The sequence below is a fragment of the Micromonospora sp. CA-248260 genome (assembly GCF_050942205.1).
GTDB lineage: Bacteria > Actinomycetota > Actinomycetes > Mycobacteriales > Micromonosporaceae > Micromonospora > Micromonospora antibiotica.
In genome coordinates this window covers 1,562,267-1,585,730 of sequence record NZ_CP192021.1, presented here as the reverse complement: position 1 = coordinate 1,585,730, position 23,464 = coordinate 1,562,267, and the positions used below count along the sequence as shown (strand labels likewise).

Annotated in this window: 20 protein-coding genes and 1 pseudogene; 6 read left to right on the top strand and 15 right to left on the bottom strand. The window is 72.1% G+C overall.

The window, feature by feature from the left end; all coding sequences use genetic code 11:
• Window positions 1-182 precede the first annotated feature (182 nt).
• Window positions 183-1,022: a DUF4081 domain-containing GNAT family N-acetyltransferase gene (locus tag ACQP2H_RS07330; protein WP_219468403.1), complete on the bottom strand. Its 840-nt coding sequence runs from the start codon at window positions 1,020-1,022 to the stop codon at window positions 183-185.
• A 159-nt stretch (window positions 1,023-1,181) separates the two neighbouring features.
• On the opposite strand from ACQP2H_RS07330, the gene ACQP2H_RS07325 reads away from it, so the two are divergent.
• Window positions 1,182-1,760 (top strand): PadR family transcriptional regulator, encoded by a 579-nt coding sequence (locus ACQP2H_RS07325; RefSeq protein ID WP_219468400.1) that lies wholly within the window; start codon window positions 1,182-1,184, stop codon window positions 1,758-1,760.
• 284 nt (window positions 1,761-2,044) lie between these two features.
• Here the strand turns inward: ACQP2H_RS07325 and ispG are convergent, their stop codons facing one another.
• From ispG to ACQP2H_RS07295, 6 genes are all read right to left on the bottom strand, one after another.
• Window positions 2,045-3,217 carry a flavodoxin-dependent (E)-4-hydroxy-3-methylbut-2-enyl-diphosphate synthase gene (gene ispG / locus ACQP2H_RS07320; RefSeq protein WP_219468397.1) on the bottom strand — a complete coding sequence of 391 codons (1,173 nt, stop codon included), beginning with the start codon at window positions 3,215-3,217 and terminating at the stop codon, window positions 2,045-2,047.
• A gap of 8 nt (window positions 3,218-3,225) precedes the next feature.
• Window positions 3,226-4,467 carry a M50 family metallopeptidase gene (locus tag ACQP2H_RS07315; RefSeq protein ID WP_363820287.1) on the bottom strand — a complete coding sequence of 414 codons (1,242 nt, stop codon included), beginning with the start codon at window positions 4,465-4,467 and terminating at the stop codon, window positions 3,226-3,228.
• A complete protein-coding gene (dxr, locus tag ACQP2H_RS07310; RefSeq protein WP_208569277.1) occupies window positions 4,467-5,678 on the bottom strand; it encodes a 1-deoxy-D-xylulose-5-phosphate reductoisomerase in 1,212 nt (403 codons plus the stop codon). Before dxr ends, ACQP2H_RS07315 begins: the two co-directional genes overlap by 1 nt.
• Before the next feature lie 43 nt (window positions 5,679-5,721).
• Entirely contained in the window at window positions 5,722-6,465 is a 744-nt protein-coding gene (locus tag ACQP2H_RS07305) for a Uma2 family endonuclease (protein WP_363820290.1), read from the bottom strand.
• A gap of 302 nt (window positions 6,466-6,767) precedes the next feature.
• Window positions 6,768-6,977, bottom strand: a complete 210-nt coding sequence (locus ACQP2H_RS07300; RefSeq protein WP_219468388.1) for a DUF397 domain-containing protein — start codon at window positions 6,975-6,977, stop codon at window positions 6,768-6,770.
• Window positions 6,968-7,774 (bottom strand): DUF5753 domain-containing protein, encoded by an 807-nt coding sequence (locus tag ACQP2H_RS07295; protein ID WP_433231752.1) that lies wholly within the window; start codon window positions 7,772-7,774, stop codon window positions 6,968-6,970. The genes ACQP2H_RS07300 and ACQP2H_RS07295 overlap by 10 nt, the downstream gene beginning before the upstream one ends.
• Before the next feature lie 198 nt (window positions 7,775-7,972).
• Here ACQP2H_RS07295 and ACQP2H_RS07290 point away from each other — a divergent pair, with 198 nt between their 5' ends.
• Together ACQP2H_RS07290 and ACQP2H_RS07285 are read left to right on the top strand one after the other, a co-directional pair.
• Window positions 7,973-8,233 (top strand): hypothetical protein, encoded by a 261-nt coding sequence (locus ACQP2H_RS07290; RefSeq protein WP_219468385.1) that lies wholly within the window; start codon window positions 7,973-7,975, stop codon window positions 8,231-8,233.
• A 47-nt stretch (window positions 8,234-8,280) separates the two neighbouring features.
• Window positions 8,281-8,655: a hypothetical protein gene (locus ACQP2H_RS07285; protein ID WP_433231749.1), complete on the top strand. Its 375-nt coding sequence runs from the start codon at window positions 8,281-8,283 to the stop codon at window positions 8,653-8,655.
• 183 nt (window positions 8,656-8,838) lie between these two features.
• Here the strand turns inward: ACQP2H_RS07285 and ACQP2H_RS07280 are convergent, their stop codons facing one another.
• A complete protein-coding gene (locus ACQP2H_RS07280; protein WP_433231747.1) occupies window positions 8,839-10,413 on the bottom strand; it encodes a pectate lyase family protein in 1,575 nt (524 codons plus the stop codon).
• Window positions 10,414-10,780: 367 nt separating this feature from the next.
• On the bottom strand, window positions 10,781-11,347 hold the full coding sequence (locus ACQP2H_RS07275) for a GNAT family N-acetyltransferase (protein ID WP_357534527.1): 567 nt from the start codon (window positions 11,345-11,347) through the stop codon (window positions 10,781-10,783).
• 51 nt (window positions 11,348-11,398) lie between these two features.
• Between ACQP2H_RS07275 and ACQP2H_RS07270 the strand changes: the two are divergent.
• Window positions 11,399-12,229, top strand: a pseudogene (locus ACQP2H_RS07270) (YhjD/YihY/BrkB family envelope integrity protein); the annotation flags it as partial.
• On the opposite strand, the gene ACQP2H_RS07265 reads toward ACQP2H_RS07270, so the two are convergent.
• Window positions 12,178-14,577: an MMPL family transporter gene (locus ACQP2H_RS07265; RefSeq protein WP_433231744.1), complete on the bottom strand. Its 2,400-nt coding sequence runs from the start codon at window positions 14,575-14,577 to the stop codon at window positions 12,178-12,180. The pseudogene ACQP2H_RS07270 and the gene ACQP2H_RS07265 sit on opposite strands and share 52 nt — an antisense overlap.
• Window positions 14,578-14,779: 202 nt before the next feature.
• Here ACQP2H_RS07265 and ACQP2H_RS07260 point away from each other — a divergent pair, with 202 nt between their 5' ends.
• A complete protein-coding gene (locus tag ACQP2H_RS07260) occupies window positions 14,780-16,381 on the top strand; it encodes a phytoene desaturase family protein (protein WP_363820300.1) in 1,602 nt (533 codons plus the stop codon).
• 135 nt (window positions 16,382-16,516) lie between these two features.
• Here the strand turns inward: ACQP2H_RS07260 and ACQP2H_RS07255 are convergent, their stop codons facing one another.
• Together ACQP2H_RS07255 and ACQP2H_RS07250 are read right to left on the bottom strand one after the other, a co-directional pair.
• Complete coding sequence (locus tag ACQP2H_RS07255) at window positions 16,517-17,188, bottom strand: TMEM175 family protein (protein WP_208567170.1); 672 nt, start codon at window positions 17,186-17,188, stop codon at window positions 16,517-16,519.
• A gap of 173 nt (window positions 17,189-17,361) precedes the next feature.
• Window positions 17,362-18,930, bottom strand: coding sequence for a Rieske 2Fe-2S domain-containing protein (locus ACQP2H_RS07250; RefSeq protein ID WP_219468373.1), 1,569 nt, complete (start codon window positions 18,928-18,930; stop codon window positions 17,362-17,364).
• 340 nt (window positions 18,931-19,270) lie between these two features.
• Between ACQP2H_RS07250 and ACQP2H_RS07245 the strand changes: the two genes are divergently transcribed.
• Entirely contained in the window at window positions 19,271-19,492 is a 222-nt protein-coding gene (locus tag ACQP2H_RS07245) for a DUF2631 domain-containing protein (protein ID WP_091245943.1), read from the top strand.
• A gap of 67 nt (window positions 19,493-19,559) precedes the next feature.
• Here ACQP2H_RS07245 and ACQP2H_RS07240 read toward each other — a convergent pair whose 3' ends face one another.
• The 3 genes from ACQP2H_RS07240 to ACQP2H_RS07230 all read right to left on the bottom strand — a co-directional run bounded on the left by ACQP2H_RS07240 (window position 19,560) and on the right by ACQP2H_RS07230 (window position 23,390).
• On the bottom strand, window positions 19,560-20,798 hold the full coding sequence (locus tag ACQP2H_RS07240) for a DivIVA domain-containing protein (protein ID WP_433231738.1): 1,239 nt from the start codon (window positions 20,796-20,798) through the stop codon (window positions 19,560-19,562).
• A 22-nt stretch (window positions 20,799-20,820) separates the two neighbouring features.
• Window positions 20,821-21,972, bottom strand: coding sequence for a 23S rRNA (adenine(2503)-C(2))-methyltransferase RlmN (gene rlmN, locus ACQP2H_RS07235; protein WP_357534534.1), 1,152 nt, complete (start codon window positions 21,970-21,972; stop codon window positions 20,821-20,823).
• Window positions 21,973-22,076: 104 nt separating this feature from the next.
• Entirely contained in the window at window positions 22,077-23,390 is a 1,314-nt protein-coding gene (locus tag ACQP2H_RS07230) for a phosphatidate cytidylyltransferase (RefSeq protein WP_433231735.1), read from the bottom strand.
• Window positions 23,391-23,464 lie beyond the last annotated feature (74 nt).

The following is a 23,464-nucleotide window of genomic DNA, read 5'->3' as shown; positions in this document are numbered from 1 at the left end:
TTTTACGTCAAAGTTGATCTTCAAAATGACGTAAACCTCTTGATCAACTGACCTAAAGCTCTTGATCACTGGGACGAGCCGGTGAGCGGCGGGGGCAGGGGGCGGGGGCAGGGGGCGGGGGCGGGGTGAGGGCTAGAGGGTTGGGGGTGGGGTGTTCGGTGAGGTGGGAGGGCCGGGGCGGGTCAGAAGAGGATGGTGGCGAGGGTGCCTACGGGGCGGAAGCCGCAGTGTTGGTAGACCCGGCGCGCGGGGAGGTTGAAGTCGTTGACGTAGAGGCTGACCGTCGGGGCGACCCGGAGCAGCGCGTCGCGTACCACGGCGGCCATCGCGGCGGTGGCGATGCCACGGCCCCGCCACTGCGGTGCCACCCAGACCCCCTGGATCTGGGCGGTCCGGCGGGTCACCACCGCCAGCTCGGCCTTGAACACGACCTCCCCGTCGATCATGCGGGCGTACGCCCGACCGGCTCGGACCAGGTCCTCGACCCGTCGGCGGTAGGCCCGGCCGCCGTCGTCGGCCAGCGGTGACACGCCGACCTCCTCGGCGTACATGGCGACCGCCGCCGGGAAGAGGCGGGGCACCTCGTCGGGCCGGACCCGGCGCACCTCGGGGTCGACCGGGATGCGGGGCGCGGTGTCGGTGGCCAGTAACGGCTGGTTGGGGCGTACGTCACGGGCCGGCCCCCAGTGGTCGGCGAGCCGGTCCCAGAGTCCGAGCACCGCGTCGGCCCGCCCGACGATGGACGAGCAGAGCCGCTCCTCGCCGGAGAGCTGCTCGGCGAAGGCGGCGACCGCCGACTCCGTGGCGAGGATCGGGGTGAGGTTGCCGCCGAGCCAGCAGATCGACTCCAGGTTGCGACGGGTGCCGTAGCCGAGAATGCGCCCCTCGGCCCGCCACCAGGCCAGCCCTCGGGCGGAGACCCGCTCGGCGACCTGCGCGCCCGCGAACGGGTCGAGGTCGAGCAACCGCTCGACCGCGCGGCGCTCCGATTCTCCCAGTTGGCGTACGGGCACCGTCAGCACGGTTCCAGCCTGCCAGATGCGGGTGGTGGTCCGCCGGGCGACCGGCGCAGCCGCGCGACAGTCGACCCGGACCGGGCCTCATCGTGAACACTCTTGTCGACGACACTTTGGCGATATATCGTTGATGCATCAGCGACACTCCACGGAAGGAACGACACGATGGGATTCCACCGACGGATGCAGGCCCTGCAAGAGGCACGGCAACGCGGCTTCGGCTTCCCGCCCATGCCACCCGGCCCGCACGGGCACGGGGGTTGGGGCGGCGGCCGGGGTGGTCGCGGGCGCGGCCGGGGACGCCGGCCCAACGTCCGGGCCGCCGTGCTGGCCCTGCTCACCGAGCGGCCGATGCACGGCTACGAGATGATCCAGGAGATCGACTCCCGCACCGGCGGGGCCTGGCGGCCCAGCCCCGGATCGATCTACCCGACCCTGCAACTGCTGGAGGACGAGGGCGTCATCGCCGCCAGCACCGACCCGGCCGGCGGCGGGCGCAAGCGGTTCGGCCTCACCGACGCCGGTCGGGACGAGGCCACCACGGCCGCGCAGACCCCGCCCTGGGCCGAGTTCGCCGAGGACACCGTCAACAGCTGGCACGACATCCGCGACGCGGGCGCGCAGGCCATGCACGCGCTGCGCCAGGTGATGATGACCGGCACCGACGACCAGCGGGAACGCGCCGCCCAGGTGCTCGACGAGACCCGACGCAAGCTGTACGCGATCCTCGCCGAATCCGAGTGACCGCCGGGCACGACCCGGCGACCCGGCGACCCGGCCAACGGCCACCCGCGACGTCCGGGCCCGGCACGACGAACCCCGCCGGCCGGCCCGGACCGCCGCCACCATCAGCCCGGCCCTCGCCACCATCAGGCCGGACCGCCACCATCAGCCCGGACCGCCGCCACCATCAGGCCGGACCGGACCACCACGACCCCGAGCCGGGTCACCGGGCATCCCGGCGACGATCACCTCGTACCGACGAAGGCGGCCCTCCCACCGGGAGGGCCGCCTTCGTCGACGGTGGATCAGTGCACGGTGACGGTGGGGCCGGGGACGAGGTCGCGCAGCTCCTCGGGGATCTCCGCGCCCATCTCGTCGGCGATCCGCAACGCCTCCTCGATCAGCGTCTCGACGATCTGCCCCTCGGGGACGGTCTTGACGACCTGCCCCTTCACGAAGATCTGCCCCTTGCCGTTGCCGGAGGCGACACCCAGGTCGGCCTCGCGGGCCTCGCCGGGCCCGTTCACCACACAGCCCATCACGGCGACCCGCAGCGGGACGGGCAGCCCCTCCAGGCCGGCGGTGACCTCCTCGGCGAGCTTGTAGACGTCCACCTGGGCCCGGCCGCAGGACGGGCAGGAGACGATCTCCAGGCCGCGTTCGCGCAGGCCCAGCGACTCCAGGATCTGGTTGCCGACCTTGATCTCCTCGACCGGCGGGGCGGACAGCGACACCCGGATCGTGTCGCCGATGCCCTCGGCGAGCAGCGCGCCGAAGGCGACGGCCGACTTGATGGTGCCCTGGAACGCCGGGCCCGCCTCGGTCACCCCCAGGTGCAGCGGGTAGTCGCACTGCTCGGCGAGCTGCCGGTACGCCCGGATCATCACCACCGGGTCGTTGTGCTTGACCGAGATCTTGATGTCCCGGAAGCCGTGCTCCTCGAACAGCGAACACTCCCACAGCGCCGACTCGACGAGCGCCTCGGCGGTGGCCTTGCCGTACTTCGCGAGCAGCCGCTTGTCCAGCGAGCCGGCGTTGACGCCGATCCGGATCGGCGTACCGGCGGCGGAGGCCGCTGCGGCGATCTCCTTGACCTTGTCGTCGAACTGGCGGATGTTGCCCGGGTTGACCCGGACGGCCGCACAACCGGCGTCGATCGCGGCGAAGACGTACTTCGGCTGGAAGTGGATGTCGGCGATCACCGGGATCTGCGACTTGCGGGCGATCGCCGGCAACGCCTCCACGTCATCCTGACTGGGTACGGCCACCCGGACGATCTGACAACCGGACGCGGTCAACTCCGCGATCTGCTGGAGCGTGGCGTTGACGTCGGAGGTGAGGGTCGTCGTCATCGACTGCACCGAGACGGGGGCACCCCCACCGACCGGCACCGAACCGACCATGATCTGGCGACTGACCCGGCGCGGGGCGAGCGGCGGGGGCGGTACGGCGGGCATACCGAGACTGACAGCGGTCACTTGGGCACTCACCTCGTGAAGAGCGTGATCGGGTTGACGATGTCCGCGGTGGCGGTGAGCAGCGTGAACGCCCCACCGATGAGGATCACCGCGTACGTGATGGGCATCAGCTTGAGGTAGTCGACCCGGCCCGGGTCGCGCCGGCCGATCCGGGCGTAGAGCCAGGAGCGGGCCCGTTCGAACCAGGCGATGGCGATGTGGCCGCCGTCCAGCGGCAGCAGCGGCAGCAGGTTGAACACGCCGACGAAGAAGTTCAGCGAGATGAACAGCAGGACCAGCAGCTGCCAGACGCCGTTCTCCAGCGCTTCGCCGCCGAGCCGGCTGGCCCCGACGACGCTGATCGGGGTGTCCTTGTCGCGTTCGCCGCCGGTGACGGCGGTCCACAGGGCGGGGATCTTGTCGGGGATCCGCTTGAGCGCCTCGAAGGTGCCGACGGCCAGGTCCTTGGTGTAGCCGGCGGTGGCCGGGATGGCCTCGACCGGGCCGTACGTGACGTTCGCCGGGACGCCGGGCGGGAGCATCGGGCCGGCGACGCCGAGGGCGGAGACGGTGACCGGGGCGCCGTTGGGGTCGTCGAGCGGCTTGCGTTGCACGGCGGCGAGATCGGCGCGGACCTCACCGGCCACGCCGTCGCGCTCGTACCTGATGGTCGCGGGCTGGCCCGGCGGGAGGTCGCGGACGGTCTTGACCAGCGCGGTGTAGTCGGCGACGGCGACCCCGTTCACCGCGACGATCTTGTCGTCGTCGCGCAGCCCGGCCTGTTTGGCGGGGCTGACCGGGTCACCGGGGGCGCACTCGCGGGCGGCGTCGGTGGGGATGACGCAGTCGACGACCTTGACGTGCGCCGGCAGCGGGTTGGGCAGGTCCTTGTTGGGCAGGCCCATGAACATGGCGGCCAGCCAGATCGCGATGATCGCCAGCGCGAAGTGGGTGACCGAGCCGGCGGACATCACGATCGTCCGCTTCCAGACCGGGTAACGCCACATGGCCCGCTTCTCGTCACCGGGTTCGACGTCGTCGTCCTGCGGCGTCATACCGACGATCTTGCAGAAGCCACCGAGCGGGATGGCCTTGAGGCCGTACTCCGTCTCACCCCGGCGGAACGACCAGATGGTCGGCCCGAAGCCGACGAAGTAGCGGGTGACCTTCATGCCGAACGCCTTGGCGGTCAGCATGTGACCGGCCTCGTGCAGGCTCACCGAGATGAGGATCGCCAGGGCGATCACCACCACCCCGAGCAGATAAAGCATCAGGCTTCCTTCCCCGACCCCGCGATGATCTCCTGCGCGTGCGCGCGCGCCCACGATTCGGCGGCGAGTACGTCCTCGACCGTACCCGGTTCGCCGAAATCGGGGGCCTCCTCCAGCACCCGTTCCAGGGTGTCGACGATGCCGAGGAACGGTAACCGGCCGGCGACGAACGCCGCCACGCACTCCTCGTTGGCCGCGTTGTAGACCGCCGGTCGGCTGCGACCCGCCTCGCCGGCCGCCTTGGCCAGCGCCACCGCCGGGAACGCCTCGTCGTCGAGGGGGGCGAACTCCCAGGTGTGGGCGGTGGTCCAGTCCACGGCGGCGGTCGCGTCGGGCACCCGGTCGGGCCAGCCGATGCCGAGCGCGATGGGCAGCCGCATGTCCGGCGGGCTCGCCTGGGCCAGGGTGGAACCGTCGACGAACTCGACCATCGAGTGGATCACCGACTGCGGGTGCACCATCACGGTGATGTCGGCGTAGGGCACGTCGAACAGCTCGTGCGCCTCGATCACCTCCAACGCCTTGTTGACCATGGTGGCCGAGTTGATCGTGACGACCGGGCCCATGTTCCACGTCGGGTGGGCGAGCGCCTGCTCCGGGGTGACAGCGGTCAGCTCGTCGCGCCGCCGCCCCCGGAACGGTCCGCCGCTGGCCGTGACGACCAGCCGCCGTACCTCGCCGCGGGTGCCGCCGCGCAGACACTGGGCCAGCGCCGAATGCTCCGAGTCGACCGGCACGATCTGCCCCGGCCGCGTCACCGCGGCCTTCACCAGCGGGCCGCCGGCCACCAACGACTCCTTGTTGGCCAACGCGAGGGTACGACCACAGCGCAGCGCGGCCAGCGTCGGCGCGAGCCCGAGCGACCCGACCACCCCGTTGAGGACCACGTCGCCGGGCCACTGCGCCAGCTCGGTCATGGCGTCCGGACCGGCGATGATCTTCGGCAGCCTGAAGTCCCCGGTGGCCCAGCCGCGCCGACTCGCCTCGGCATAGAAGGCGAGCTGGAGATCCTGCGCGGCGGACGCCTTGGCCACCCCGACCGCGTCCACGCCCAGCTCGAGGGCCTGGGTGGCGAGCAACTCGACGTTGCCGCCACCGGCACCGAGCGCCACCACCCGGAACCGGTCCGGGTTGCGCCTGACGATGTCGATCGCCTGGGTGCCGATCGAGCCGGTGGAGCCGAGCAGTACGAGATCCCGGGGAGTTGTCACGCGGCCATTCTGCCCCGGCCCCGCTGTACTCCCGCTGGGAGCCTCACCCCTGAACGTCCGCCTCCCCGCCCGACTTCTCCCCGCCGGGCGGTTCCGCCTCCTCGACCGGTGCCTCCTCGCCGAGCAGGTCGGCCGGATCGATACTGAACGCGAAGGGCTGCCGCATGACGAACGTCGTCCCGGCGGCAGCGGCCGCGACCGGCCGGTACTCCCCGTCGGTCAACTCGAAGAGCGCGATGGTGGGCACCCGGTTGCGCAGGTCGACGCGGAGGAAGAACGGGACACCGGCGGCGGCATACTCGCGGGGCCGGTCGATCACGTCCTTGCGCCGGTTACCCGGCGAGACGACCTCACCGAGCAGCACGGCGTGGCCGATGTCCATCGTCGTCCGCCCACCACCGGGAACGTCGAGGATCACGATGTCAGGAATGAAGAGGTCGGCACCAGAAATGATGTTGGCTTCGGCGTAGAGCCACAGCTTTTCTCGGCGGGCCGCCTGCTTGAGCAGGTAGGCCAGATCCAGCTCGGCATTCTGATGGTCGTATCCGGCATGTGGTGTCACGATCACGCTTCCGCTCAGGACCTCAACCTTGGGGCCGTTGGTCTCCGGCAACAGGTCGAGGGCGAGCTGGGCGGTCCACGGCTCGTCGTGCCAGCGCAGCACGTCGAACGACGGCCCGGTCGGCCGGTCGGTCGACCCTTGCGACTGACCGCCGGACTCGGGCCTCTGGGACGTCGGGTCGGGCGACTGCGGCGCGGGCTCGGGCACGAATGCGGCCTGGGCCATCCGGGCTCACCCCCTCAGCGGAACATCCTGCTGGTCCCAGCCTAATCGCCGCAGCCCCCGGAGCCGCCCGTCGCACCGCCAGTGCGTCTCCCTACACCTGCCCGCCCGCGTTGATCAACACGACGGGGCCGATGTGGGGGTGTCCGGGCAGCGTGGACGCCCCCACATCGGCCCAACTGAGTCGATCACCACGTCGGGGCGGGCGCGGCGGCCTCGTCGCGGTGACGGGTGACCACCCCGGCGTCGGTGCGCCGACGACACCGCCGAGCCGCCGACGGTGGGCGCTTCGGCAGCGGTACGGCTCAGGTGCGGGCGGAGTTCAGGTCACCCGAGCGGGTCACGGCGACGAAGCCGGCCCAGGCGGCGGGGGCGAAGGTCAACACCGGGCCGCCCCGGTCCTTGCTGTCCCGCACCCCGACCACCTGCGGCAGATTCGTCGCCACCTCCACACAGGTGGAGCCACCGTTGTCGCTGCGGGTCGACTTGCGCCAGACTGCGCCGCTCAAGTCCATGACTTCGCCAACTCCCGTATGAGATCCCGGGACGCCCTGCGTGGCAGTGCTTCGCCGCGAAGGCTCTCCCATCTGCGCTGAAGGCTATCAACGTCATCCGGCCGGTCCGTGATGTGAGCGCGCAGCGCGCTGTCCAGATGCGCCACCTCTCCGCCGTCGGGCACGCGGACCAGGATGAACGGGCCGGCCAGCCCGGCGTGCATCCCCGCATCCGCCGGCACCACGTGCAGGCTGATGTGCGAGTGCTCGGTCAGCCGCAACAGATGCTCGAACTGCTCGACCATCACCGCGGGCTCACCGATCGCCCGGCGCAACACCGTTTCGTCGATCACTGCCACCACCTCGGGCGGGTGCTCCCGGGTCAGCACGGTCTGCCGTTCCATTCGGGAGGAGACACGCTGCTCGACCGCACTCTCCCGGAGCATTCCACCGCCGTGCAGCACCGCGCGGGCGTACGCCTCGGTTTGCAGGAGGCCGGGGATGAGAGACGGCTCGAACCAGCGGATCAAGGTCGCCTCCCGCTCCACGCTGATCCACTCGCGCAGCCACGGGGGTGCGGAGTCGGCGCGGACCAGGGCGAGCAGCCGCTCGAAGAGGCCGCCGGCCTCCAGGGCGGCGTCCGCGCGGGTGACGAAGTCCTGCGACGGCGTCCGGTGGCCGATCTCCACCATGCCCACTAGCGACGACGAGTAGGTGATCTGCTGGGCCAGATCCTCCTGGCTCAGCCCGCGTTCCCTGCGCGCCCGGCGCAACTCCGCGCCGAGGAATTCCAGGGTCGACATCGGTCCGCCGGTCATCACACCTCCACCACACGTCTGCCACTCGCTGCCAGCGCCGGCCACCTGCCCGGACCCGGTCGGCACAACCGACGCTGAGGTCCCGCGCCGTCTTCCGACAGTAGTCGCGTCCACAGCAGAGTGTGAACAGGCGGCAGGTCGCTGGTGGCCCCGGCAAGGCGTCCGGGGCGCGGCAGCGCAGGCGGAAGGAATAGGCGGATGAGGAAGCGCGACAGGCCCGTACCGACGACGCCCCGGCACCGGCGGGACTGGTCCCGGTGGGGTCGGCACTGCACCTGCGGGCTGCGCTGGCCGTGCCCGGACCGGCTGGCCGCCGTACCGCTGCGGGAACCGCCACCGCCCCCGTTGCCCGCGCCCCGACACCCCCGGTGGAACGGCCCCACCGCCGTCTACTGGGTGGGCGCGGCGGGCCTGGTCACCCGGGGTCAGGCCCGCCGGGCGAACGGCCGCCACCGGTGACCCCGCCGGAGCACCGCGCGCGGCAAAGGCGACCGACAGCCACCCCATTGGCGGACGACGCGCAACGAAGGCAATCGGCGGCGACCCCGCTGACGGACGACACGCGGCGGGGGCAACCGGCGGCGGTCCGGCCGGAAGGTGCCGGTCGGCACGTCGCCGCCCGGCCGGCCTGGCGGTGCCGGGCCTGCGCCGCCCCGTGGCCCTGCCAGCCGGCCAAGCTGAGCCTCCGCTGGGAGTACGCCCACGACCGGCCGGCGTTGGCGATCTACCTGTGCCTGCTCATGCACGACGCGATCACCGACGCGCTGCGGGTCGGCACCGGCACGGTCGACCCGGCCGCCTACTTCGCCCGCTTCCTCGCCTGGACCCGCCACGACCGGCCACAGCCCGGGGCGTCGCCCGCGACCTCGGGAGAGGGTTGATCATCACAACGGGGCCGATGTGGGGGTGTCCACGCCGATCGGACACCCCTACATCAGCCCCATTGAGTTGATCACCGCTTCGACGGGCCCGGCTCGGACCCACGGCGGCCGGGGAAGGCGGTCAGCGACCCGGGGACGGCTGGAGGAAGGCGATCACCGCCCCGGGACCGCTGGGGTAGGCCGTCAGGCGTAGGTCTCGAATTCGGCGACCTTCGGGGTGGCAGCAGAGCTGTTGATCCGGAAGGTGACCTTCTTCAGCGAGGTCCGGGCGAAGGTGATCACGCCGGCCCGGCTGCCGGAGGCCAGCACCGCGCCGGTGTCGCCGTTGAGGACCTGCCAGGAGGTGATGCTGCCGGCCGAGCCCGACGCCTCCCGGATGTTGATCGAGGAGATGCCGGTCGCCGAGCCCCACTTGATCGAGATGTCACCGGTCGACCCGGCCGGCGACCAGAAGGTGCCCATGTTGCCGTCGCGGACGTCGCCGTAGCTCGTACCGCTGGCCTTGCTGGAGCCGTCGGAGCCGGCGCCGATGCTGAGGTTGGTCCCGCCGGGGTTGCTGGTGGGCGGCGGGGTGGTCGGGGCGGGGGTGGTAGGGGCCGGCGTGGTCGGCGCGGGCGTGGTCGGTCCCGGGGTGGTGGGGGTCGGCGTGGTCGGCGAGCAGCTTCCGTTGGACTCCTTGAGGCCGGTGTTCGCGCCGGCCGTCTGCCGGACGATGTCCGGCACGCAGCTCGCCCCGTCCAGCCGGTAGGAGTACGGGATGCTGACGCTGGTGTTCGACGGCATGCCCGGCCCGGCGGGGTTGGTCTCGCTACCCGGGCTGGACCAGGTCACGCTGTCCAGGATGTTGCCGCTGGCCTGCCAGTAGCCGGCCTCGCTGGTGTAGAAGGTGCCCAGCACGTCCCGGGAGTTCTTGAAGTAGTTGTTCTCCACCTTGGCCCGCGCAGCGGCCCGGGAGTTGATCCCCGACTCGTTGAGCTGCACGTACGAGTTGTTGTAGATGTGCGCGATCCCGCCCCGCAGCAACGGCGTACGGGAGTCGATGTTCTGGTAGAGGTTGTGGTGGAAGGTGACGAAGCCGTTGCCCCGGTCGCTCTCGCTGGAGCCGATGAGGCCGCCCCGGCCGGAGTTGCGCAGGATGCTGTACGACAGCGTCACGTACTGGACGTCGTCCTTCATGTCGAACAGCCCGTCGTAACCGGCCGACTCGCCGCCGGACGCCTCCAGCGTGGTGTGGTCGACCCAGACGTTGCGCACGCTGCTCTCCATGCCGATGGCGTCACCGCCGTTGGAGATGGGCGAGCCCGACTTCTTGACGTTCCGCACCGTCACGTTCTGAATGATGATGTTGCGGGAGTCGCGGATGTGGATGCCGAGCTGGTCGAAGACCGCACCGCTGCCGACCCCGACGATGGTGACGTTGCTGATCTCCTTCAGCTCGATCTTGTCGGCTGCGGTGTTGCAGCTGTTGCCGGAGACCTTCGTGGTGTTGCCGTGGTTGATCGTGCCCTGCACCTCGATGACGATCGGGGTGCTGCTGCTGGCCCGGTTGCACAGGGCCGCGTGGATCGCGGTGCCCGTGCTGGCCCGTACCGTCTGGCCGCCCGCGCCGCCGGTGGTGCCGCCGTTCTGGGTGGCGTAGCCGCTGGCGCTGCCGGCCGCCGCCGACGCCTGGTGCACCGGCAGGGCCACGCAGATCGCGGCACCGACGGCGGCCGTGGCCAGCCCCGCCTGGACTCGTCGTGCAACTGGTCGTCTCATCCTCGCGTCACCTTTCTCAGTACCTGGTGGTGGTGCCGCCGCCGGGGGGTGTGGTGCCTGGTGTGGTGCCCGGCCGGGCGGCGGTGATGGTGGTGATCCTGCGAACCTCTGCGCGCCGGGGACGGGCCGGGCCTTCGCGGCCGTCGGGCGGAGTCGCCGGTCGGCCAGGGTGGTTGCGCCGGGTACCGGATCGACCCGCTCACCGTGCTGCCGCGCACGGCGAACTGGTGCCTCCGGCGGCAGCAGAACTCGCCGGGACACCCGCACTGAGCATCTGGAAAGCGCTTTCCACAAGCGAGGATAGGACGACGTCGATCGATACCGCAAGATGTCGTCCGGATTGCGGGCTAATGACCGCCTGAGGTGGCTATCGGCCACCTGGGGAGCCCGGGAGCGCCCGGCGCACGAAGGTCTCCAGTTCCTCACCGCCGTACCAGTCGGTGCGCCGACCCAGGTGGGTCATCCCGAGCCGGCGGGCCACCGCCATCGACGCCCCGTTGCCGGGGGCCACCACCGCGTACACCTGCCCGGTGCCGGTGGCGAGTTCCCGGTCGACCAGGACGCGGGCCGCCTCGGTGGCATAGCCGTGGCCCCACGAGTCGGGGTGCAGGTGCCAACCCACCTCGATGTCGGCGGTGGGCACCTGCTCGTCCCGGCCGGGCAACGGCTTGAGCAGGATCGTGCCGACCACCAGGCCGGTGTCGCGCACCTGCACCGCCCAGGTGCCGTACCGGTCGCCATGGTCGGCGTGCCGGGCCCGCCAGAGCGCCAACCGGTCGGCCGCCTGCGCCGGGTCGGCCAACGGCAGACCGGGGGCCGCGCCCAGCCAGCGCACCACCTCGTTGCGGGAGTAGATGTCGAAGATCCGGGCCAGGTCGGCCGGCGAGTCGGTCCAGTTCCGCAGGATCAGCCGGTCGGTGGTGAGCACGGTCATGTCGCGGGATCGTAATGCGTGCCGACGGACGTGAGGGGGAAGAACACCACGATGGGCGCATGGCAGCGTACGAAGCGGATCACCAGTGCCGCGTTCCGGCCGGTACGCGGGCGGGACCTCTCCCTGCACGCCGCCGCGATCACCTTCTACGGGGCGATCGCCGTGGTGCCGGTGGCCCTGCTGGCGATCTGGCTGACCTCGCTGCTGGCCGGCGCGGACCGGGTACGCCGGCTCACCGCGTACGCCGTGGAGACGCTGCCGGACGCGATCGGTGCGCCCGAGGCGGTGGACGCGCTGGTCAACGCCGGGGTGCAGTTGACCCCGCTGCTGGCGCTGGCCTCCCTGCTGCCCGCCTCGCTCTACGGTGAGGGGCTGCGCCGGGCGTTCGTCTCGGTGGCCGTCGCCCCCAACCCGGACGAGTCGCTGGTCGGCTGGCGGGGGCGGTTGCTGCTGCTGCCGCTGCTCGCCCCCGCCCCCGCCCTGCTGCTGTCGATCCTCATCGCGCTGCCCACCACCACCCGGCTGATCCGGCAGGGTGGCTGGGTCGCCGCCCTCGGCATCGTGCTGTCGTTCCTGGCGGTGTGGCTGGTGCTCACCCCGGTGCTGATGTGGGTGTTCCGGGTGGTCGGGCCGGCCTCACCGGACTGGTTGTCGACGCTGGCGGTCGGCTCGTTCACCGCCGCCAACCTCTCCGGCTTCCTGCACGGCTTCGTGCTGTTCTGTTCGCTCCCGCTGGACCTCGGTGTCCCGTTCGGCGGCTTCGACCCGGTGGGGGCCGGCGTCGCGGTGCTGCTCTGGCTCTACCTGTTCCACGTGATCGTGCTGGCCGGCTACTCGGCCACCCTCGCGTTGTCCCGCTGGCGGGCCCGCCGCGTCGCCGCCTCCGGGTCGACGTCCGGCTCGGGGTCGACCGCCGGCTCGGGGTCGACGTCCGGCTCCGGGAGCGCGTCCGCAGGCGTCGATGCCGCAGCGGCCACGGCGAACCAGCCCGAGGCATCCGCCGACCCACCCCGGGTGCCCGCCGCCGGAGCGGGCGGCGGCGACACGGGCGACGCCGACGCTGACGTGTCCGGGGTCGTCGGCGGATCCGCCGGGTCGTCGGTCTCGCGCAGGCCGTAACGGGCCCAGAGCCGGGCCAGGGGTGCCGGGGCCCACCAGTTCCACCGACCCAGCAGCCGCATGGTCGCCGGCACGAGCAGCGCCCGGACCAGGGTCGCGTCCACCACGATCGCCACGATCATGCCGACACCGATCAGCTTGATGTAGGCCATCCCGCCGGTGGTGAAGCCGGCCACCACGATGATCAGCAGCAGCGCGGCGGCGGTGATGATCCGGCCGGTGCGTTGCAGGCCGGTGGCGACCGAGGCGGTGTTGTCGCCGGTGCGGTCCCACTCCTCGCGTACCCGGCTGAGCAGGAACACCTCGTAGTCGGTGGCCAGCCCGAACAACACCGCGAGCATGAGGATGAGGTTGCTCGGCTCGATGAACCCGGTGGAGGTGAAACCGAGCAGACCGGCCAGGTGGCCGTCCTGGAAGATCCAGACCACCACGCCGAACGACGCGCCGATCGACAGCAGGTTCATCAGCACCGCCTTGACCGGCAGCACCACCGAGCCGAAGGCGAGGAACAGCAGCAGCAGGGTCGCGCCGGCCATCAGCAGCGCCATCCACGGCAACCGGTCGCCGAGGCTGTCCAGCAGGTCCACGTCGGCGGCGGGCCGCCCGCCGACCAGCACCTGCGCCCCGGCCGGGCCGGGCAGGTCGCGCAGCGTCCGGACCAGGTCGCGGGCGTCGTCGCCGGTCGGCTCCCCCGGGTAGCTCACCGACAGCAGGGTCGACTCCCCCTTCGCCGCCGTGACCTGGACCCCGGTCACCCCGGGCAGCGCCGCGATCCGGTCGGCGAACGGTCGCACCGCGTCGGCCGCAGCCCCGGAGACCAGCACCTCGATCGGGGCGATCGTGCCGCCGGGGAACTCGGCGGAGATCCGCTCGGAGACCACCCGGGGTGCGGCGTCGGCCGGCAGCACCCGCTCGTCGACCCCGCCGAAGGTGATCCGCGCGAACGGGGTGGCCAGCACGGCGAGCAGCACCGCGACCCCCACCAGGTAGAGCACCGGCCGGCGCATCACGCTGCGCGCGATCCGGGCCCAGGCACCACCCTCGTCACCCGTCGCCCGCCGGTCACCCCGCGTCCCCCGCCGCCACGGCAGCGGTACGCGCACCGCGTCCACCCGGTGGCCGAGCACCACCAGCAGGGCCGGCAGCACGGTGAGCGCCGCCAGCATGGCGATCAGGACGGCGGCCATCCCGCCGAAGCCCATCGACCGCAGGAACGGCTGCGGGAAGATCAGCAGGCTGGCCATGGCGAGCGCGACGGTCAGCCCGGAGACGAACACGGTACGGCCGGCGGTGAGGATGGTGCGCCGGATCGCCTCGGCGGTGCCGTGCCCGGCGGCCAACTCCTCCCGGAATCGGCTGATGACGAACAGCGCGTAGTCCACCGCCATCCCGAGCCCGATCAGGGTGATCACGTTGATCGCGAAGATCGACACGTCGGTGACCAGGTTGACCAGGCGTACCGCCACGAATGCGCCGAGGATGGCCAGGCCGCCGACGAGCAGCGGGGTGCCGGCGGCGACCAACCCGCCGAAGATCAGCACGAGCAGCACCAGTAGCACCGGCATGGACAGCAACTCGGCCCGGGTGATGTCCTCGGTGCTCTGGGTGGTGGCCTCCGCCTGGAACGCCACCAGCCCGCCGACGTCGGTACGCAGCCCGGGTGCATCCAGCGCGGGGCGCAGCGCCGTGAACTGCGCCGAGCGGGCGTCCTCGTCACCGCCGGTCAGCTTGACCAGCGCGTAGGTGGCCCGCCGGTCCTCGGCGACAAACGCGGGCGCGGGCGTGTCGTACCAGGTGGTCACCTCGGCCACCTCGGCGCGCTGGCGCAGCCCGGCCACGGTGGAGGTGACCGGGTCGCGGAACTCCGGGTCGTCGACGGACGCGGTGCCGCTGGACCAGAGCACGATCACGTCGGCACCCTGCCGGCCGAGTTCGGCGGTGACCCGCTGCACGGTACGGCTGGACTCGCTCGACGGGTCGTCGAACCCGCCCCCGGTCAGCTCCCCGAACACCCCGGCACCCCAGGTGGCCCCGACGGCCACCAGCACCCCGGCGGTGGCCAGCACCACCCACCGGGCACGCACCACCACCCGCCCCCACCAGGCGAACATCCACCTCTCCCCTCGTCGACCCCCACCGACCCGCCGTCACCCACACCCGGGCCGTCGACCGGCGGAGACCGGTGTCGGCCCCGCAGCGATCGCCGTCCACTATCGCAACAACCGTTCACGTTCGACGGGCCGGCCCGGACCAACCGGCCCCGCCGGTCCAGCCGGCAGACGGACGCCGCCCGCCGCACTAGGCTGCCCAGGCATGAGCGATGCGAGTGAGCTGCCGTCCCGCGCCGACGTCGTGATCATCGGATCGGGGCACAACGGGCTGGTCTCCGCCGTCCTGCTGGCCCGCGCCGGGCTGGACGTGCTGGTGCTGGAGGCGGCGGAGGTGATCGGCGGGGCCACCCGCACCGAGAACCCGTTCCCGAAGGTGCCCGCGCTGCGCCACTCCACCGGGTCGTACCTGCTGGGGCTGATGCCGCCGGAGCTGCTCGCCACCCTCGACGTGCGCATCCCGGTGCTGCGCCGGGACCCGCACTACTTCCTGCCCACCCCGGGCGGGCCCGGAGCGCCGTACCTGCTGTTCGGCAGCGACACCGCCGCGACCCGGCGGCAGCTCACCGAGTTCTTCTCCCCCGCCGACGTGGCCGCCGACGACGCGCTCCAGGCCGAGCTGGCGCAGCTGCGCGCCGACCTGGCCCCGGCGTGGCTGGCCGAGCCGCTGCCGGTGGAGCAGACCGCCGAACGCTACGTCCGCCCCGAGCTGCGGCAGGTCTTCGTCGACCTGGTCCGTGGTTCCGTCGCCGACTACCTGGCCCGCTTCGACTTCCGCTCCGAACTGCTGGTCAGCATGTACGCGGTCACCGACGGGCTGTCCGGCCTCAACGCCGGCCCGGACGACCCCGGCACCGGCCACAACTTCCTGGTGCACAACATGTGCCGGCTGCCCGGCGCGGACGGCACCTGGATGATCGCCGAGGGCGGGATGGGCACCGTCTCGCGCACCTTCGCCGAGGCCGCCCGCGCCGCCGGGGCGACCATCCTGACCGGTGCCCGGGTCGACGCCGTCACCCTGACCGGGGGCGCGGCGTCGGGCGTCCGGCTCGCCGACGGGCGGGAGGTCGCCGCCGAGGTGGTGCTCGGCGCGTGTGACCCGTACCGGCTGATGGAGCTGGTGCCCGACGGCGCGCTCCCGGCGGAGCTGGGCGCGCGGATGGCGGCGGTCCGCCGGCCCGGCACCACCCTCAAGCTCAACCTGGCGCTGACCGGGCTGCCCCGGTTCTCCTGCCTGCCGGCCGACGCGCCCAGCCCGTTCGGGTCCACCATCCACCTGCTGCCCGGGTCGGCGTCGCTGGTCGGGGCCGGCGGCGAGTCACCGATGGCGGCGCTGCGGGCGATGTGGGCCGACGTGCAGGCCGGGCGGCTGCCCGACGAACCGACCATCGAGTGGTACCTGCACACCACGGTCGACCCGTCGCTGTCCGACCCGGCCGGGCACCACTCGTCGGCGCTGTTCGTCCAGTCGGTGCCCTACACGCTGGCCGGCACCGACTGGGACAGCGCGCTACCCGGCTACGTCACCCGACTGGTGGAGATCTGCGAACGGTACGCCCCGGGCACCGGTGACCTGATCGCCGACGCGGTGCCGCTGCCCCCGCCCGGCATCGAGGCGCACTTCGGCATCACCGGCGGGCACATCCACCACGTCGACAACACCGTCTCGTTCACCGACCGGATGCCGTACGCCACCGGCATCGACGGGGTGTACGCGGGTAGCGCCGGCTGCCACCCGGCGGGCAGCGTGATCGGCGCGGCCGGCCACAACGCCGCCCGACGCATCCTCGCCGACCTGGGCCGCTGACGCCCACCGGCCCGTCCCGGCAGGCGGACCGGGTGACACCGTCGCCGTCCGGCCGGGCCGGGTGAGACCGCCGCCGGGCGGGCGGGCCGGGTGACACCGTCGCCGTCCGGGCGGGCGGTGACGGGCCTGCCCGGCTCAGGCGGGAGCTGGACGGGAGGACGGCAGGTCGCCGGGGCCCCGGATCAGATAGAGCCCGGTGAGCAGGAAGTACGCCGCGAGGCTGAGCACCGGGTCGACGAAGGAGATGCCGAACGCCACCACGTACAGGACCGGGCCGAGCAGGAAGCGGCGGGCCACGGCGCGGGCCAGCCGGGGATCCAATCCCGGGTCGAGCAGCCGTCGGCGGCGGGCCCACCACCAGCTCAGGTTGAAGAACAGCGCCTCACCGAGCACCGTGCCGACATAGAGGGCGGCGGTCAACCGCTGGTCGGCGACGGTGCCCCGCAGGTTGTCGGCGAGCAGGCTGGCCGCGAACGGAATGGCCGCCACGAACAGCAACAACAGCAGGTTGAGGACGAGCAGCAGCTGGTCGACCTTGACGACGTACCGCCACATGTTGTGGTGGGTCAACCAGACCTGACCGACGATCACGAACGTGATCACGTACGCCAGGTAGGCGGGCCACTCGTGGAACAGCGCCCCGGGCAGATCCTGCCCCTCGGGCCGCTGCGGGCTGAGTTGGAGCAGCTCCACCGCCATCAGGGTCAGCACGATCGCGATCACCGCGTCGCTGAACGCCTCCACCCGGGAGGCGTCCCGCTCCTTCTCCCGCCGGTGCCCGAACTCGTACTCCTCCTCGTCCACCACCCCGCCCCACCCGCCCTGTCGGTCCTGACGTCACCGTGCCCGGAGTGCACCGGTCAGCCGGGCCGGCACCACGTCATGGTCGCCGGAAACGGGGGATGGCGGGGTGGGAACGGGGTCAGTTGCCGCCACCCCATCGGGCGGCAGCGAGGACGGGAGCGGCCGGGCGCGGCCGGTCAGTTCGCCGGGGCGGGAGCTTCCGCGTCCACCCGGGCGGCGCGGATCTTGTGGCCGACGCTGGTCAGGCAGCGGCCCGACGGCAGGTCGAACTTCCAGCCGTGCAGCTGGCAGGTGAGCTGGTCGCCGTCGACGATGCCGAACCGGGTCAGGTCCGCCTTGAGGTGGGGGCAACGGCGCTGCACCACCCAGTCACCCAGGGTGATGTCCTCGGCGTCGACGGCCCGCTCGTGCTCGTCGTACCAGCCCTCGGCGTACTGGAGGCGCTCGGTGGACAGGCACTTGAAGAAGGCGTAGACGAACTCGTTGTACTGGCCGATCCGGGCCGCCGAGAACCGGCAGGACAGGAAGAGCGAGTTGACCCAGTCCACCTCGTCGATATGGAGCAGGTGCTCGATGAGCGCCCGCTCGGTACGGAACCGGTACCTGACCTTCTCGTCGGCGTACGGCCGGACCTGCTTGCCGGGGAAGTCCACCACGATGGATTCGACGCTGTCCCCGTCGTAGCCGACCAGGTCGAAGCGGACCGGGCCGCCGACCCCCTTGGCCAGATAGATCGACTCGTCGAGCAGCGGCTCGATCCGGCGTTTCATCCCGGCCAGCACGTCGATCTCGGGGTGCCGCCAGGACGCCTTCTCGGCCTCGATGACCGGGCGCTTGCGCTCCCGCATCTCCTCCAGGTGCGCGGTCTTGTTCGCGAAGAACTCCTCGACCGGCTGCGGGTGGGTGGTGGTCGCGCCGGAGGTGGTCACCTCGGCGACGCTGCCCGGCAGCAGCACGATGCCGTTGGTGCCGCCGACCTTCGCGTACTCCGACAGGAACACCGACTGGTCCGGGAAGATGTTGCCCTCGTCGCCGTGAATGTCGTTGAACTGCCACAACGCGTCGTCGAGGAAACACGGCGGGCCGGCGATCGGGAAGACGTGGTCGGCCTTCAGGTCGTCGATGTAGCGCCAGGTCCGGTCGAACTGCCGCTCCCGCTTCTGCTTGCCGAACGCGGTCTTCGCCGACTGCGGCAGCTCGTAGACCATCGGGTACCAGATCGCGCCGGAGAACTGGAGCAGGTGCGCGTGCACGTGGCCCAGCTCGGCGAAGACGGTCAGGTCGGTGGGGCGGGCGTCGTTCTGGTTGAGCAGCCGGACCCCGTCGTACTCCACCCAGAGCGACGAGTCGCCGATCGGGCCGTCGGTCGGGCTGGTCAGCGCCTGGATCATGATCTTCAGGCCGCCGGGCAGCTCCACCACCTGCTCGTTGGGGGCCCGCAGGAACTTCGTGAAGCCCAGCGCCCGCAGCTCGTCGGCCATCTCCGAGGTGGGGAACTCGGGCAGCAGGACGGTGGCGTCCTTCGAGACGAACTCCCGCAGGTGCTTGGCGTCGAAGTGGTCCCGGTGCAGGTGCGACACGTACAGGTAGTCGACCTGGCCCAGGGCCTCCCAGTCGAGCAGGGAGTTGTCGGGGAACGGGAACCAGGAGGCGAAGTAGGCCGGATTGACCCACGGGTCGCACAGGATGCTGCCCGCAGCCGTGTCGATCCGCATGCTGGCATGTCCCGTACCGGTCACTCGCACCGCAGTCCCCCTCAAACAGACAATCAAGGTGTACGCCCGAACGCTACCGGAGGCAGTGTGGTCGACGGCCCGCGACGCCGGTAGAGCCGACCCGCCCCACCGGGCCGGGGTCTTTCGGCCCGGTCCCCGGCCAGCCCTGCCCACTCCTGCCCGGCCCGGCCACCCGGCACCCCGATCCTGTCGGCCCGGTCCCCGGCGGCCCGGGCGCTGCTGGTCAACAGCCGGCCGCGCGCCACGAGTTTCCCGGTCCGCCGGGCTTCGGCAGGGCGGACCCCGCACCGGGGCCGGGGCAGGGCGTGCCAGACTAGCCGGAGATCCGATCGCGAGGGAAGGACCGACAGTGGCAGGAAGCGAGCCGGTAACCGCGCCAGATCAGCACAGGCCCGGGCACCGCAAGGCCGGACGGATCGGCGCGGTGCTCTCCGCGTTGGCGCTGCTGGCGATGCTGTGCGGCAACCACGAGGGCAAGGTCGAGGACATCTGGCTGGTCGGCCTGGCCGTGCTGTTGCTGGCGATCGTCATCGGCGACGCCGTGCTGCGCCGCAGCGGGCTGCGCTCCTGACGCACCGCCCCACAGACGTACGAGGGCCCACCCCGGTCGGGGATGGGCCCTCGTCACATCTGCTGGATCAACGGCCGAAGAGGATGTCCTGGACGTCCTTGAGCGCGGCGTCGACCTCCGCCTCGAAGTAACCACCGGGCACCAGCCCGAACCGCAGCGTGTCCAGGTCCTTGGGGTTCACCGGCATCTGGTTACGGCCCTGCATCCCACCGAGCAGGCTCTCGAAGAACCGGTCCACCTGGTCGGGGTCGTACCCGCTGCCGAAGCGGCGCACCTGGAAGCTGCGCCGGATCTGGTCGACCCGGTACAGCTCGCTGCCGGGCGGGCCGGCCATCGGCGGACCCACCATCGGCGGGCCACCAGCCGGCGGACCCATCGGCGCGGGCCCGCCCATCGACGGGCCACCCATCGGCGGCGGGCCTCCCGGACCACGACCACGCATCTCCCGCGGGTCGCGCTCGGGCATCCGGTCCCGCTCGGGCATCCGGTCGCGTTCCGGCATCCGGTCGCGCTCGGGCATCCGGATCTCGGCAGTCATGTCGGTACGACCGTGCCGGCCCGCCTCGAAACCGTCGAAGCGCTGCTCGTCCGGGGGGCCGTAGCCACTACCCGGGCCGGCCGGCAGACCCCGCAGCGGTGGGCCACCGTGCCCCATCGGCCCGCTCGGACCGGGGCCCATCGGCCCGCCGGGGCCCGGGCCCAACTGGCCGCGCGGCGCGTCGTACCCACCACGAGGCGGGTCGTACCCACCGCGCGGCGCGTCGTGTCCGACGGCGAAGGCGCCGCTCGGCTCGTCGTACCCACCGCGCGGCGCGTCACGTCCGACGGCGAAGGTGCCACTCGGCTCGTCGTACCCACCGCGAGGCGCGTCACGTCCGACGGCGAAGGCGCCACTCGGCTCGTCGTAGCGGCTGCCGTAACGGTCCGGCGGACCAGGCTGGGCCGGCATCGCGCGGGGCGGCATCGGCTGCGGCACCGGCGACATACCCCGGTGGTCGTCGCGCATCGGCGGGGCGAGCCGGTCCGCGCCACGCGGGTCGGCGACCCGGCCACCGGGGGCGGCGCGCTCCTCCAGCTCGGCCAACTGCCGCTCCACCCGATCCAGGTGCAGGTCGACCTGCCACTCGTCATAGCCGTTGAAGCGGACCCGGAAGACGACGTCGTGGACCTCCTGGGAGGCCACGGGGGCACCGACCGGCTGACCGGCGAGGGTGGCCTCCACCCGGTCCAGGAAGGCGTCGACCTCGTCGACCTTGTAGCCCCGGCGGAGCGCCTTACGCCGGAAACGCTGACCCTGACTCGCCACTATGTCTCCTGGTCTCGTACCGCTACGCCCGGTCGCGCCCGCGCGGCGCTTCGATGTCACTGTCCACCGCGGCAGCCAACTGCCCGCACGCACCGTCGATCTCACGCCCCCGGGTGTCACGCACCGTGGTGGAGACGCCGGACTCCCGCAACCGTCGGACGAACTCCCGCTCCACCGGCTTGGCGCTGGCGTCCCACCGGCTACCCGGTGTCGGATTGAGCGGGATGAGGTTGACGTGCGCCGACCTACCGGCCAACAACCGCCCGAGCAGGTCGGCCCGCCACGGCTGATCGTTCACGTCTTTGATCATCGCGTACTCGATCGACACCCGGCGCCCCGTCGTCGCCGCGTAGTCCCACGCTGCGTCCAGCACCTCGGCTACCTTCCAGCGCTGGTTGACCGGCACGAGTTCGTCGCGCAGCTCATCATCGGGCGCATGCAGCGACAACGCAAGGGTCACCGCGAGGTCTTCGCTGGCCAGTCGGCGGATGGCCGGCACCAGACCGACCGTGGAGACGGTGATGTGCCGCTGCGACAGACCCAGCCCCTCCGGGGCCGGCGCGACCAGCCGCCGGATCGCCGTGACGACCCGGGAGTAGTTGGCCAGCGGCTCACCCATGCCCATGAACACGACGTGCGACAACCGGGGTGGCGACCCGGCCACCGCGCCCGAGGCGGCGACCCCGGCGAGATAGACCGCCTGGTCGACGATCTCGGCGGCGGACAGGTTGCGGGTCAACCCGGCTTGGCCGGTGGCGCAGAACGGGCAGGCCATGCCGCAGCCCGCCTGGCTGGAGATACAGACGGTGACCCGGTCCGGGTAACCCATCAGCACGCTCTCCACCAGCGACCCGTCGTGCAACCGCCACAGCGCCTTACGGGTGGCCCCGTCGTCGCAGGCCAGCTCGCGGACCGGGGTGAGCAGCCGGGGCAGCAGCGCCCCGGCCAACCGGTCCCGGGTGGCCGCCGGCAGGTCGGTCATCTCGGCCGGGTCGCGCACCAGTCGCCCGAAGTAGTGGTGGGAGACCTGCTTTGCCCGGAAGGCTGGTTCACCCAGCTCGGTGACGAGCGCCCGCCGGCCCGGCAGGTCCAGGTCGGCGAGGTGTCGGGGTGGCATCGCCGGGCGGCGGCCGGGGGCGTCCGGGTCAACGGGGATCACAGGCAGGCTCGTCATGGCTGGTCCAGTCTGTCACGCCGGTCGCCGGACCCACCCGTCCGGAGGTGCCGAATCGGCCCCCACCAGGGGGACCACCCGGGTGGCGCGGCGTGATTCATCCCTCAGCCCACCACCGGCACGAGGATCGCCAGCAGCAGGTAGGCGGTGGGTACGGCGAACAGGATCGAGTCCAGCCGGTCCATCAGGCCACCGTGCCCCGGCAGCAGGGTGCTCATGTCTTTCACGCCGAGGTCCCGTTTGATCATCGACTCGGCGAGGTCGCCCAGCACCGCCGCGACGGAGACCGCCATCCCGAACACCGCACCCCACCAGGGCGCCACGTCGAAGAGCAGCCAGATCAGCAGGGCACTGCCGAGCGCTGCGGCGGCGACCGAGCCGGCGAACCCCTCCCAGGATTTCTTCGGGCTGATCCTGGGTGCCATCGGGTGCCTACCGAAGGACACCCCGGCGGCGTACCCGCCGGTGTCGGAGAGCACCACGCCGACCACGGTGACCAGCACCCGCAGGTGGCCGTCGCCCGGAGCCGCCGCGAGCATCGCCGCGAAACCACCCAGGAACGGCACGTAGACCGCGATCAGGGTGGCCGCGGTGATGTCCCGTTGGAAGCCGGCCGGGCCGTCACCCAGCCGCCAGACCATCGCGCCCAGCACGGTGACCAGCAGCCCCAGGCTCAGCGCGTCCGGCCCGGCGAACCAGGCCAACCCGATGGTGAGCACGCCACCGGCGAGCAGCGGCACCAGCGGCGGGTGCGCTCCGCTGCGCCGGACCGCGCGGGTCATCTCCCAGATGCCCACCCCGATCGCGCCGGCCAGCACGGCCAGGAAGCCGGGCAGGAAGAAGAAGAGCGGCACCAGGACCAACGCGCCGAGCCCCAGCCCGACGCCGATGGCGGCCGGCAGGTTACGGCCGGCCCGCCCGGTCGCCGGCAGTGGGGTGGCCGGCCGGTCGGCACTGGCCCGCCGTCGGCCCCGGAACCGTCGACCGGCCGGTGGCTCCGGATCCGCCTCGGCATCGGGCGACGGCAAGCGCGACCCGGTACCGCCGTCGTCACCGACCGGGACGAACTGGGGGGTCGGCAGGTCGCCGTCGCGCACCGGCGTCAGGTGCGCGGTCGGGGCGTCGTCGTCGCGCACCGCGGCGAACTGCGCGGTCGAGGCGTCGTCGGCGAGCGGCCCGCCCGGGTGATCGGCACCGAAGGGGTCACCGACCGGTTCGTCGTACGGCCCGCCGTTCGGCTCGTCGTGGCCACGCACCGGTGGCCGGAGCGGGGCCTGCGGCCCGGCCGACAATCCGGGGCCGGACTGCCGGGGCGACCACGGTTCGACCTCCCGTTCCGGCCAGGGCAGGGCCGGGGGACGGTCGGACCGCTCCCAGCCACGGGGCTCGGTGCCGCTGTAGGGGTCGAGGGGGGACATCACGCACCGGACGAGGGTACGAGTGCCACCACATGACGCAAGACCACAACCATCCCCTACCCGCGTGACTACTT